Below are 12,500 nucleotides of genomic sequence, written 5' to 3'. Positions count from 1 at the left end.
ATTGGCATTTGATCCGGAATATGCGCCGCGGCTTTCCCAGATGCGGGTCCTCGGCGGCCAACCCTCATGGTTGTCATCGTTTTCGACCGAGGCCGAGGCTCGCCGCTTTGGGCCAAGGATCTCAAGCCCGCTAACTCTCGAAAGGCGTGTTGGGTACGCCGCAGAATTTCTCGGGGAATTCGTCGTGCCCTGGCCAGCTGTCATCGGCATGCGGGCTGCAGACGTTCTGCCCGTCCCAGGCGCCGCTACAAGCAGGCTGGACTACACGCACTTCTCTGTTGCCATGTCACGTGCCCGACGCATGGCGATCTTCGTCGGTGTAAATATTGATGGAAAAACATCGGTGTCCATCGAGCGTAGCGCCGACAAATGGTCGCTTGACGGTCGGATCCTACCCGGAGAGCAGATTGGTGAGGACTTGTATTTAGAAAATCTGCTCGATCGCGGACATCTGGTGCGGCGCGAAGACCCTAACTGGGGCGATGAAGCGGCAACCGCCAATGAGGATACGTTTCACTTCCCCAATTGTGCGCCACAGATGGCGGGGTTCAATCAGAAGACGTGGCTCAGTCTAGAGAAGTATGTTCTCGACAACACCCGTCGCTGGGCCGAGCGAGTGACAGTTTTTTCGGGCCCGGTATTTCGCGATGACGATCGCCTCTATCGCGGCGTTCTAATCCCAACCGCCTTCTGGAAGGTCATCGCCTTCTTGGGCGATGACGGCAAGCCGTCGGCGACGGCTTATATGATCGACCAAAAAAGAGAGCTCGGAAGTCTTGAGGCGGCATTCGGCGTATTCAAGACATATCAACGCAGCGTCCGGCAGATCGAGCTTCTTACTGACATCGACTTTGGCGTGCTATCCGGCTTCGACGGCTTCTCCAACGAGGAACTCGCGACTGGAACGCGCATCGAGGCAGAATTGCGCACGCCAAACGATATACGCATCTAGCCCGGAAAATTCATGGAGGTTGACGGATGTGGTGCAAGCCGTTGAAATGACGTAGGATTTGGTTGCTTAAGCCGATCCGAACCATTTCCCGGAGACCACACCCGCCATGAATGATCTTACGCTGCCGCTGAGCGGTTTGTCATCTGTTGGCGGCAAGTCCGTCGTCGCCCGTTTCGACGGCGGCATGCTGTCGTCCAACAGTGGGGTTCTGGCTCTGGCCGAGGTGGAAAAGCGGCTGCGTGTCGCCGAGCGTCTGGCGCGCTGCATCGATGATCCGCGCTGCCCGGACCAGGTCATCCATAGCGTGGCCGATATGATCGGCTTTCGCATGAAGATGATTGCCGCCGGCTACGAGGATGGCAACGACGCCAACCGGCTGCGCTGCGATCCGGTCTTCAAGATGGCCCAGGATGCGCTGCCTTCGGGTCGGGATCTGGCCTCGCAATCGACGATGTGCCGGCTGGAGAACCTGCCTGGCGTGCGGGAACTGGTCGTTATGGGCCGTGCGATGGTCGACCTCTATTGCTCTTCCTTCCGGCAGGTTCCGAAGCGGATCGTGCTCGACATTGACGACACTTTTGACGCCGTGCATGGCGGCCAGCAATTGCGGCTGTTCAATGCCCATTACGACGAATACGGCTTCCAGCCGATTGTTGTGTTCGATGGCGACGGCCGGTTCGTCGGTGCGGTCCTGCGACCAGCGAAGCGGCCGAGCGGGGCTGAAATCCGCCCCCACCTGCGCCGCCTGGTGCGGGCGATCCGGAGCACTGGCCGAACACCGGCATCCTTATCCGGGCCGACGGGCATTACTGCAGCCCGCAGGTCATCGACTGGTGCCGCGCCAACGATGTCGACTTCATCCTCGGCGTGGCGCCCACCACGACCCTGCGCAAGCATGTCGCGGACCTGGAAACCAGCACGATGGCGCGCTTTGAAGCATCGAAGACGAACAAGGTCCGCCGCTTCAAGGAGTTTTTTGACGGCGCCGACAGTTGGAGCCGCGTAGAGCGCATCATCGCCCGCGTCGAGGTCGGCGCCCAAGGTGCCGATACCCGCTTCATCGTCACCAACCTTGCGAGTGGCAAGGCCAAGGCGCTCTACGAGGATGTCTACTGCCGGCGCGGCGCTGCCGAGAACCACATCAAGTCGTGGAAGACGCATCTCGCCGCCGACCGCACCTCCTGCACAAGAGCGACGGCCAACCAGTTCCGGCTATTCCTGCATGCCGGCGCCTACTGGTTGATGTGGGGCTTGCGCGCCGCGATGCCGAAACGCTCCAGCTTTGCCGTCGCCCAATTCGACACGCTGCGATTGCGCCTCATCAAGATCGCCGCCCGCGTGGTCGAGATGAAAACCCAGATCCGCCTGCACCTGCCGACATCCTGCCCCGACCAGCGCATCCTGCGCATCGTCCTCAGCCGCATCCCGCAACTCGCGACATAAACGATGGGACGCAGACGTCCCGAAACAAACCCGCCGACCTCAACCCGCAAACCCCCGCCTTCCATCACGACGGATCATCGCCGGCGCCCGACGAGGCTTGTCAAAATGCACTCCGAGGGCGGCCAGATCGCCGATGCAGGCCGCCGAAAGCCGATCGCCGTGCATCAAGCGGGCTAGAGTGGCTCGTGTATCCGCCAAGTGCTGCGCGAAGAGACACGGTGGCTAACCTTTAAGGTCGCATTATCCGCATCATACACTTCCAACAGACCCTCGGCATCACAGTCCGCCACTGCGGGAGCACCAGTCCGATCGATGAAGCGCCAGCGCCCACCACGGACGGCATCGCCGTTCACCCTTTGTACCTGATGTTGCAACCAAGTTCGATTGTCGCGCAGCCAGCAAAGTAGAAATGTCGCAATCCGGTGCTGCCGGCTGCGGCGCCAGCGCCCGATCGGGCGGCAGCTGGTCGGGGTTGCGCAGCCCGATCGGGGGCGATCCAGTAGATCTCCGTCGGCTTTAGCTTTGAGAGCCGCGTGGCCCTCTTCGAGCTAAAAGCCGGCGTCCGTTGTCGGTTGAGTCTCCCGGTTGATTGGAAACTCGTCCAGCACTGCGAGGACATCCGCAATACGATGCCTATCGCTCTCTGTGAGTGTCAGATCGACTTTGACGGCCTGGCTCTCGACCTTGGCTGCGGGCATTCTGTCAAACGCCTGCTCACGCCGCACGACCGCGGGGTCCTTTGTGAAATCCGCCTTCCGACCGGGCTTGCGGCCACGCTTCACATAGCCATTGCTCTGGCTGCCGTCGGGAATGCCGAACATGTGGTTCGTCTGTCCGGTGCGCCGCGGCCCGCGCTGGCTGCGATGAAGCTCCCGGCCAGCCTGCATCTGGGCGACCAGGTCCAGGGCAGCATCAAGTCGCTTGTTCTCGACAATCTCTGATCTATGAACCGAACGCAGCTTGTCGAAGGTTCTGTAGGGTAGGGCGATGCCGTCGTGCATAACCTCGAGGCGACCGTCGGGATAGTCGCAGACGACGACCTTTTTGCGGGCAAGCCGCTTCGCGGTATCGGTCGGATCGAGAATGAACAGCACCTTGTCGTAGCGCAGCGTCAAAGCCTGAGACAGGGTGCGAACCTCCTTGCGGCACATGGCGCCGTCCAGATTCTCATGATCGGCGAGGGGGCGGTGCATATCCTTCGGATTGCGGGGTTCCTTGCCGAAGCGTGCGTTAAAGTCCGCCATGAACTCGGGCGCATAGGCATTGGCCGCTCCGCTCGTGCTGATGTCGCGCAGGCGCAGTTCCTTCACAAGCCGGTCCTGGAGCGTTTGGTTGGCGCGCTCGACGCGACCCTTGGCCTGCGGGGTGTTGGCACAGATGATATCGATGTTGAGTTCATAAAGAGCCCGGCCGAACTGTGTCAGCCCGCTGCTTCTATCCTTCTCGGAACCATGGGTCGCTCGGAAAATGCCATGCTTGTCGCTGTAAAACGCAAGCGGCTTGCCCCATTCCCGCAGATACGCCTTTGCCGCGTGAAAGTAGTCGAACGTGTTCTCGGAGCCGGCAAAGCGCAGATGAAGCAGCTTGCCGGTCGCATCGTCGATGAAGACGAGCAGGGCGCATTTGGGCCCACGGTTCTCGAACCACCAGTGATGCGAGCCGTCGATCTGCACCATCTCGCCCAAGCAGTCTCGTCGCCCGCGCGGCTGATGCAGCCGCTGCTTGCGTTCACGGCGCGACGTCCAGATTCCAGCCTCCGTCATCCACTTGCGGAGCGTCTCCTTGCTGACCGCGAGCTGATGCCGTTCGATCAGCTTCTCGCGGGCAAGCGTTGGACCGAAGTCAATGTAGTGTTCGCGGATCAGCTGAAGCACGAAGTCGCGAACACCATCGACAATGCGATTGTTGGAACGCCGGCCACGCGCCTTGTGCCGGAGAGCCGCAGCGCCATCCGCTTGGAACGTCTTCAACAGCCGCTGGACCTGACGAACTGAAACGTCGAGCAGGTTTGCCGCTGCAACGCCTGTCATTCGCTGCTCAATAACCTTCGACAGAGCCTCGATACGCCGCAGCTCGCGTTCGCTCATCAGAACCAGTCCCAATCTGCAATCTCCCGCGCTCTCGAACGCGGGGAGATTGGCAAGGCAGGAGCGACATTCCTACTTTGCCAGATCCGGACATTTTAACTTAGCTGCTACACCTGAAAGTCGCATAATTGGCAGTGTGGAACATGACCTGCCACTAAACTGTCATCCATTGGCGATTAGAGCCTTGGCCGTTTCTGTTACGCCTCTTGGCGCGGGTTGAGCAACCGGCGGAGGCGCGGAGCCTTCCATCAGCGCAGCGTCGGAGCCGGTTGCGGTGATGACCTCGGCATAGGCTGCCGGGGTCTGGTAGCCGAGCGAGGAATGAGGCCTCGCGGTGTTGAACAACTCGGCGACGGAACACCCACGGGACCGGCCCGGAGCGCGAGCTTCTCTATCCATTGCATCCTTGGGCGGGTCGCCAGGTCCATATTCATGAAGTGATCGACAAGAAAGAAGCAGAGGTTTTCCGCTGCAGTCTTTCTGGCCGGGTATCGGATCGCTGGCTGGAGGTTCCTGGATGGATGTTCGATCGGATCCTCAGTACGAGCTGGCGCATCACGACTGCTCCGCACGTCGATCTTGCCGCGCTGGACACCCTGGCGAGACTGCTCCACGACACGGGCGCCCCATCGCAATCGCCGGAGATGGGCGCAGCATTGGGCTGTCACGCGAATCGGGGAGATGTCCATGCCGCGCCAGCCCACGACATACCAGTTCGATCTGTTCCCGAAGCCGAACGACGCCGACACGGTGCAGACGCCGCAATGGCAGGCGCTGCCGGCCGAGGCGCGCCGATCAGTGACGAAGCTGATGGTCAGCCTGATCCTCGGGCACGTCGACGGCGAGGGTGCCGCAAAACGGGAGGGCGCGGATCATGATGCATGAGAAGATTGGGCCGCATCATCTGGAGCGCAAAGCGATCCTGTATGTGCGGCAGTCGTCAGCCCATCAGGTCCTGCACAATCGTGAGAGCAGCATGCTTCAATATGCGATGCGCGACCGCCTGACGGCCCTTGGCTGGTCTCGCGTAGAGACGATCGATGACGATCTCGGCCGTTCCGCCGCCGGCGGCGTCGTACGCGCCGGCTTCGATCGGATGGTCGCTGAGGTCTGTCTCGGCAAGGTCGGGGCGGTTGCGGCACGGGAGGTGTCGCGGTTTGCCCGCAACAGCCGCGACTGGCAGCAGCTTATCGAGATGTGTCGTGTCGTCGATACCGTGCTGATCGACCAGGAGACGGTCTATGCGCCGCGTCAGGGCAATGATCGGCTGCTGCTGGGATTGAAGGGCAGTCTCAACGAGTATGAACTCGATCTTCTGCGCCAGCGTTCGCTGTCGGCCCGCTACGAGAAGGCCCGCCGCGGCGAACTCGTCGTCGCAGCCCCTGTCGGCTTCGTGAAGGTCGGCGATCGGCTTGAGAAGGAACCTGATCGGCGTGTGCAGGAATCCATTACCCTGGTGTTCGACAAGGTTGCTGAGCTCGGCAGCGCCCGTCAGGCCTTGATGTGGTTCCTCGAGCATGGGCTGGATTTGCCCGCCAAGCGCAACAATGGCGAAGTGGTCTGGCGCAGGCCGAGCTATGCGACCATCCACCGGATGATCGAGAACCCGATCTACGGCGGCGCCTACGCCTATGGTAAGACTCGTGTCGCGCCGGGATTTGGGCGATCCGCCGTTCGAGCAGGTATCCGACGCAGGACGCGCGAGGAATGGCTGGCGCTGATCCCGGACAGCCATGAGGGCTATGTCCGTTGGGAAAGGGCAGAGTCGATCCGCAAGATGGTGAGCGACAACGTGCCCACGAGCCGGCATCACGGGGCGCCCAAGCATGGCGACGCTCTGCTCGCCGGGCTTGTCCGCTGCCGGCGCTGCGGCCGCAAGCTCACGGTGCGGTACACGGGCATCAAGCACAACATTCCGCGCTATTCCTGCTGGCGGGGTCTGCTCGACAATGGCGAGCCGCGATGCATCGCTTTTGGCGGACTGCGCGTCGATGATGCGATTGAGGAAGCGCTCCTGCGAGTCGTGGAGCCGGGAGCGATTGCTGCCGCTGCCGAAGCTGAGGCGCAAGCTGCCAATCGTCGTGACCAGGTCCGGGACGCCCTCAGTCGGGATCTTGAGGCTGCCCGCTACGCTGCCGACCGGGCCTTCCGGCAATACGACGCGGCCGATCCCGAGAACCGGCTGGTCGCGGCGGAACTGGAAGCGCGTTGGAACCAGGCACTCATCCGTGTCGGTGAGATCGAGAGCAAGATCGCCGCGCATGATGCCGCGACGCCGAGGCCATCACCTGTGTTGGCAACGGGCATCACGGCGCTGGCCACAGACCTTCAGGCTGTCTGGTCGGCGCCAACGACGGACGCCAGGCTCAAGAAGCGCATCGTGCGCACCGTCATTCAGGAGGTGGTCGCCGATATCGACGATAAAGCCTCCGAGATCGTGCTGCTGATCCACTGGATTGGCGGCGCCCATACCGAGCTGCGCCTGCCGAAGCGCCGGCGTGGACAGCGCAACAGCAGCTCTGGTGATATCATCGCAGCCATCCGGCAACTGGTGCTGATCGCCAGCGATGATCTGCTCGCCGGCATTCTCAACCGCAACGGCCTGGTGACCGGGCATGGCAATCGCTGGACACGGGAGCGGGTCACCGCACACAGATCGCATCACAAGATCCCGGTCTTCCGGCCGGCACCGGATGGGACCGAGCCATGGCTCAACCTGAACAAGGCGGCGCGCCTGCTCGGCGTTGCACCGAAGACCCTCAGACTCGCCGCCGAGGCAGGCGAGATCGAAGGCATTCATCCTCTACCGGATGGGCCGTGGATCTTCAGCCGATCAGAACTTGGAAAGCCGCGAGCCCAGCAGATTGTTCATCGTGCGCGACAGAACCCGAAGGACCCCGCGGGATCGCACCCCGATCAGCAAAACCTATTCCCTTCAACGACATAGACAGATGGGTGTTATGAAACAGGATTCAAGTCTTCCCGCCATTCGGCGATGGCGCTGCGGGCGTGGTCGAGGCCGAATAACAGGCTCTCGTTCAAGAGCTCGTCGCGCATGCGACCGTTGAAGGATTCGACATAACCGTTCTGCATCGGCTTGCCCGGCGCGATGTAGTGCCATTCGATCCCGTGATCCTTCGACCATGCAAGGATGGCGTTCGACGTGAACTCCGTGCCGTGGTCGGAGACGATCATGCCTGGCTTGCCGCGCTGGGCGATCAGTTCCGTCAGCTCGCGAGCAACCCGACGGCCGGAGATCGAGGTGTCCGGAATCGCGGCCAGACATTCGCGTGTCACGTCGTCGACGATGTTGAGCAGACGGAAGCGCCGGCCGCAGGCGAACTGGTCATGGACGAAATCCAGCGACCAGCGCGCATTCGGCTTTGCCTCGACCAGGATCGGCGCCCGCGTGCCGACTGCTCGCCGTCTTGCCCGGCGCTTGCGCACCGTCAGACCTTCCTCGCGATAGAGACGGTAGATACGGTTGACCCCAGATGCCTCGCCCTCGCGCCTGAGCAGGATGAACAGCCGCCGGTAGCCGAAGCGTCGGCGCTCGTTCGCGAGGTCACGCAGCCGACCACGCAGCTCCGTCTCTGGCGGTCGGCGAGACTGGTAGCGGATCATCTTGCGATCGGCGCAGACGAAGGAACAGGCCCGACGCTCCGACAGGCCCATGACGGCCTGCAGATGCGCGACGGCTTCGCGCTTGGCGGCGGGCCCTACCATTTTTTTGACAGAAGCTCACGCAGCGCCGAGGCTTCGAGCATCTGGTCGGCGAGCAGCTTCTTCAGCTTGGCGTTCTCGTCTTCCAGAGCCTTCAGGCGCTTGGCGTCAGAGACGTCCATCCCGCCATACTTGGCCTTCCAGTTATACAGCGTCGCCTCCGAGACCCCGTGCTTGCGGGCCAGATCGCCCGCCTTCGCACCCGCCTCATGCTCGCGCAGAACCGCGATGATCTGCTCTTCCGTAAAACGCTTTCTCTTCATCAGTCCGTCCTTCAATCAAGGCCCGGACTCTAAGCTCAGATGGAGGAAATTCTCAGTGGCATGTATGGACGGCCTCCGCGTGGCAAGGGGAATCTGCGGCGTTTCTGACGAGTTGGTCGGGTGCAGGCATGTATACGGCCTTTGATTGCGGCGCGTTCATGCCGCAGGCCCTGATGAAGTCCGCTGATCGGATCCCAGACAGGTCAACGCGCTTCTAAGCGGCACCCACTGAGCGGGTTTGTCCGATCCCGGCTCGACCGTCCGTCATCACACCATCAGCACCTCACCAATCCCTGCATCCTCCGCGACCGCCTCATGCGGCGGCGGAAGCCTCAAAGCGTCGGCCGGTCGTCATTAGCGCCCAAACGATCCTCGCCATTTTATACTAAAGGATCTGACGGCTGACTCTCTTGGGATACCGGAGTGAGCGGAACCGTGATTCCATTGGGGCGAGGAGGATTCGCGCCATGGGATCAGCGATCAAGATGCGGACGGACTATTCGGCAGCCGAGTTGCGGCGGCTGGCCAAGAGTTCGAAGGATAGCAAGCAGAGCCGTCGGCTGCTGTCGTTGGCAGCGGTTCTCGACGGGATGAGCCGTGAGGATGCGGCCCGGGTCGGCGGCATGGACCGGCAGACCCTGCGGGATTGGGTTCACCGTTTCAACGACGCTGGTCCAGACGGCCTCGAGGACGCCTGGAACGGCGGGCCGGAGCCGCGCCTGTCGGTGTCGCAGAAGGCGGAACTGGCACGGATCGTCGAGACCGGGCCGGACCGGGCCGTCGACGGCGTCGTGCGCTGGCGGCGCATTGATCTCCAGAGGCTCATCAAGGAACGCTTCGGCGTCGACTATCACGAGCGCTACGTCGGAACGCTTTTGAAGCAGCTCGGCTTCTCCCATATCAGCGCCCGGCCACTTCATCCGGGCCAGGACGGCGAGATCGTCGAGGCGTATAAAAAAACTTCCCGCGCACGCTGAGCGCCCATCTGGCCGACCTGCCCAAAGGCAAGCCGGTCGAGATCTGGTTCCAGATGCTATGAGCACGGATATCGTCGAGAGTGGCGGGTGTCCGACCTCACTCGAAGGAAGCCATCATGTCCTCGAATACCATCGACCTGGAGAACGTCATCACCATCGCAATCGAGCTCAGCCGATCAGAATGGCTCGTCGCCTCCCGCTTGCCGGGAGTGGAAAAACCCCGATTTCTTAAGATCGATGCCGGCGACACGGCCGCTCTCCTATCGCATTTCTCGTCACTGCAGGCCCGTGTCTTTTCCCGGTCGGGCGCAGCGCCTGCAGTTTGTTGCTGCTTCGAGGCGGGGCGTGACGGCTTCTGGCTACACCGATTGCTGACCGCCCACGGAATCACCAATCATGTGCTCGAGCCGACCAGCATTCTCGTCAATCGTCGTGCCCGTCGGGCCAAGACCGACCGGCTCGATGCGGAAGGCATGCTGCGCGTGCTTGCGGCCTACCTTCAAGGGGACCGACAGGTTTGCAGCACGGTGCGTGTGCCGACGCCCGATGAGGAGGACGCCAAACGCATTCACCGCGAGCGCGAGCACCTGGTGCAGGAGAGGCTGCGCATCGAGAACCGCATCCAGGCATTGCTGTTCACGCAGGGGATCCACAAGAGGCCTTCTCTACGCACATGGGAGCGTGATCTTGCTGCTGTCCGAACTGGTGATGGCCGTGAATTGGCGCACCATCTTCGGGCTGAGTTGGACCGCCTGCGTCGCCGGCTCGTCATCACGTTGGAGTTGATCCGGGAGGTCGAAGCCGAACGCGACGAGGTGGCCAACGCCAATCCGAAAGACCAGGCTTGCGGAAAGATTGCAAGCCTGTGCCTTATCCGCGGCGTCGGTGCAAACTTCGCCGCTGTGCTTACGCGGGAGGTCTTTTACCGTTCGTTTGATAATCGGCGGCAACTTGCCAGCTATGTCGGCATCACGCCGATGCCTTACCAAAGTGGCGGCATGGACAGGGATCGGCGCATCAGTCGAGCCGGGAATCCCCGCGCGAGAACAACGATGATCCAGCTTGCCTGGCTTTGGCTTCGCTACCAGCCTGGCAGCGACCTGGCCAAGTGGTTTCGCGATCGCGTCGGGACGCTGACGGGACGCACGCGCCGGATCGCGATCGTGGCGATGGCGCGAAAACTGCTGATCGCACTCTGGCGCTATGCCGAAGACGGGGTGGTGCCGGCCGGCGCCGACATTCGCACCGAAGAACCAGCAGCGGCATAGACGACAAGGATTCGCCGCCGACACTGCTCGGTTCGGCGGCGACTAGGGGAGCGCGACCGTCTTCTTCTTTGGCAGCCTGTCGCTGCCGCGTTTCAGGTGGGTCGTGTCTCGCCGGGGCTACGTCTCGTGCAAGAGGCATTGTGGTGCGCGTCCGTGTAAAGGCGCGACCGTATGTAAGGTGACGCGGCATTCGCTGCGGGAAACTCAAGCTCCGGACCCAAACGATGTCGACGCAGGACCATCCTCAAGCGGAGAAGCAAATGCAATAATCGCGTTGACAGTCGAACCCTCATGTAAGGACGAAGCCCGCATCGGCCAGAAGAATGGCATCGTGCGGCAATGGGCCAGGCGCGGCACGCGGCCCCGTCAGCCGGCCGACCAGCGCTACAAGAGCGCCTATCTGTTCGGCGCCATCTGCCCGGCGCGTGGCATAGCAGCCGGGCTGGCGCTGCCCTTCGCCGACACGGAGGCCATGCAACTTCATCTCGACGAGATCAGCCGCCATGTTGCCAGGCGCGCTCATGCCGTTCTGCTGCTCGACCGCGCCGGCTGGCACACCACCGCCAAACTGAAAGTGCCCAAGAACATCACGCTAATCTTCCTGCCGCCCCGCGCGCCGGAGCTGAACCCCGTCGAGAACGTCTGGCAGTATCTGCGCCAGAACTGGCTCTCAAATCGCGTCTTCGAAGGCTACGACGCCATCATCGACGCCGCGTGCGGGGTCTGGCGCGAGCTCATCGAACGACCAAACACCATCACATCAATCGGAATGCGCGAATGGGCTCACGTCGGTCAATCAAATTGACCGTTGGTATTATTCGCCAGGGCAACGGCGACGACGTTGTATGGCTTCTTCGCCAGAAGCTCAGCTGCCCAGCGGGTAGACGCCGGTTTGCCCTTTCGGCTGAAGCGGAGCACGGCATGGGCACCGACCACGAGAAGGCGGCGCAGGTAAGGATCGCCCTGCTTGCTGATCCTGCCGAGGCGATCCTTGCCGCCGGATGAGTTCTGCCGCGGCACCAGGCCTATCCACGCCGCCAATTGTCGGCCGGATTTGAAGAGCGACGCGTCTGTCACCGTAGCGGCGATTGCGCTGGCAGTGATCGGGCCAATTCCAGGGATCGTCTCGAGGCGGCGGCTCAACTCGTTCGAGCGATGCCAAGCATGAATCTGGCGATCCATCTCGCTGACCTTCCCGTGCACCTCTCGCAACTGCCCGATCAGCGGAAGAAGCGCGGACCGCGCAAGCGGTGGGATGAGATCGTGATCATCGTCCTCGACCAACGCGATCAGCATACCGACGCCGGCAATGCCCTGTCGCGTCACGATGCCGAACTCCGCCAAGTGGCCGCGCAAGGCGTTCACCAGCATTGTCCGCTGCCGGATCAAAAGCTCGCGGACCCGATGCAGCATCAGCACACTCTGTTGCTCCTGGCTCTTCACCGGAACGAAGCGCATCGTGGGTCGCGCCACCGCCTCGCAAATCGCCTCGGCATCCGTCGCATCATTCTTCTGCCGCTTCACGTATGGCTTAACGTAAGACGCCGGCATCAGCCGAACGTCGTGACCCAGCGCTATAAGAACCCGAGCCCAGTGGTGTCCCGTCGCGCAAGCCTCGATGCCGATCAGGCAAGGGGGCAATTCCTTGAAGAAACAAACGACATCATCGCGGCGCAGCTTGCGGCGGCTCACGATCGCGCCAGCACGATTGACCCCGTGAACCTGAAATACCTGCTTGGCGATATCCAGACCAATTGTGGTAATCTTCTCCATGGACGACTCTCCCT

General features: G+C 62.0%; 5 protein-coding genes and 6 pseudogenes. 7 read left to right on the top strand and 4 right to left on the bottom strand.

Translation table 11 applies throughout. The annotated features are described in order from the left end of the window. Nucleotide 1: 1 nt before the first annotated feature. Together ACFSOZ_RS23520 and ACFSOZ_RS23515 are read left to right on the top strand one after the other, a co-directional pair. Nucleotides 2-952 carry a DNA/RNA non-specific endonuclease gene (locus ACFSOZ_RS23520; RefSeq protein ID WP_379101831.1) on the top strand — a complete coding sequence of 317 codons (951 nt, stop codon included), beginning with the start codon at nt 2-4 and terminating at the stop codon, nt 950-952. A gap of 106 nt (nt 953-1,058) precedes the next feature. After that, nucleotides 1,059-2,395, top strand: a pseudogene (locus ACFSOZ_RS23515) (IS1380 family transposase). A 683-nt stretch (nt 2,396-3,078) separates the two neighbouring features. On the opposite strand, the pseudogene ACFSOZ_RS23510 reads toward ACFSOZ_RS23515, so the two are convergent. Both ACFSOZ_RS23510 and ACFSOZ_RS23505 read right to left on the bottom strand, forming a co-directional pair. Then, a pseudogene (locus ACFSOZ_RS23510) lies at nt 3,079-4,482 on the bottom strand (ISNCY family transposase); the annotation flags it as partial. Between the two features lie 162 nt (nt 4,483-4,644). Continuing rightward, nucleotides 4,645-4,821, bottom strand: a pseudogene (locus tag ACFSOZ_RS23505) (IS3 family transposase); the annotation flags it as partial. Between the two features lie 348 nt (nt 4,822-5,169). Between ACFSOZ_RS23505 and ACFSOZ_RS23500 the strand changes: the two are divergent. Together ACFSOZ_RS23500 and ACFSOZ_RS23495 are read left to right on the top strand one after the other, a co-directional pair. Next, complete coding sequence (locus ACFSOZ_RS23500) at nt 5,170-5,367, top strand: hypothetical protein (RefSeq protein ID WP_379020656.1); 198 nt, start codon at nt 5,170-5,172, stop codon at nt 5,365-5,367. Further along, a complete protein-coding gene (locus ACFSOZ_RS23495) occupies nt 5,357-7,429 on the top strand; it encodes a recombinase family protein (protein ID WP_379101829.1) in 2,073 nt (690 codons plus the stop codon). Before ACFSOZ_RS23500 ends, ACFSOZ_RS23495 begins: the two co-directional genes overlap by 11 nt. Nucleotides 7,430-7,452: 23 nt before the next feature. Here the strand turns inward: ACFSOZ_RS23495 and ACFSOZ_RS23490 are convergent. Next, nucleotides 7,453-8,468 (bottom strand): annotated as a pseudogene (locus ACFSOZ_RS23490) (IS3 family transposase); the annotation flags it as partial. Nucleotides 8,469-8,935: 467 nt separating this feature from the next. Here ACFSOZ_RS23490 and ACFSOZ_RS23485 point away from each other — a divergent pair. From ACFSOZ_RS23485 to ACFSOZ_RS23475, 3 genes and pseudogenes are all read left to right on the top strand, one after another. Further along, nucleotides 8,936-9,498 (top strand): annotated as a pseudogene (locus ACFSOZ_RS23485) (helix-turn-helix domain-containing protein); the annotation flags it as partial. 63 nt (nt 9,499-9,561) lie between these two features. Continuing rightward, a complete protein-coding gene (locus ACFSOZ_RS23480) occupies nt 9,562-10,713 on the top strand; it encodes an IS110 family RNA-guided transposase (RefSeq protein WP_379101827.1) in 1,152 nt (383 codons plus the stop codon). A 295-nt stretch (nt 10,714-11,008) separates the two neighbouring features. Beyond that, a pseudogene (locus ACFSOZ_RS23475) lies at nt 11,009-11,518 on the top strand (IS630 family transposase); the annotation flags it as partial. Here the strand turns inward: ACFSOZ_RS23475 and ACFSOZ_RS23470 are convergent. Beyond that, a complete protein-coding gene (locus tag ACFSOZ_RS23470; protein WP_379101825.1) occupies nt 11,506-12,486 on the bottom strand; it encodes an IS110 family RNA-guided transposase in 981 nt (326 codons plus the stop codon). The pseudogene ACFSOZ_RS23475 and the gene ACFSOZ_RS23470 overlap by 13 nt on opposite strands. Nucleotides 12,487-12,500: the final 14 nt, after the last annotated feature.

Source organism: Mesorhizobium newzealandense (assembly GCF_042682145.1).
Taxonomy (GTDB): Bacteria; Pseudomonadota; Alphaproteobacteria; order Rhizobiales; family Rhizobiaceae; genus Mesorhizobium; species Mesorhizobium newzealandense.
This window is presented reverse-complemented; position numbering and strand designations above follow the sequence as displayed.

Bases quoted from the DNA above. Each gene is read 5' to 3' on its own strand.
- ACFSOZ_RS23480 (WP_379101827.1), top strand. From the start codon at position 9,562: ATGTCCTCGAATACCATCGACCTGGAGAACGTCATCACCATCGCAATC.
- ACFSOZ_RS23470 (WP_379101825.1), bottom strand. From the start codon at position 12,486: ATGGAGAAGATTACCACAATTGGTCTGGATATCGCCAAGCAGGTATTT.
- ACFSOZ_RS23495 (WP_379101829.1), top strand. From the start codon at position 5,357: ATGATGCATGAGAAGATTGGGCCGCATCATCTGGAGCGCAAAGCGATC.
- ACFSOZ_RS23500 (WP_379020656.1), top strand. From the start codon at position 5,170: ATGCCGCGCCAGCCCACGACATACCAGTTCGATCTGTTCCCGAAGCCG.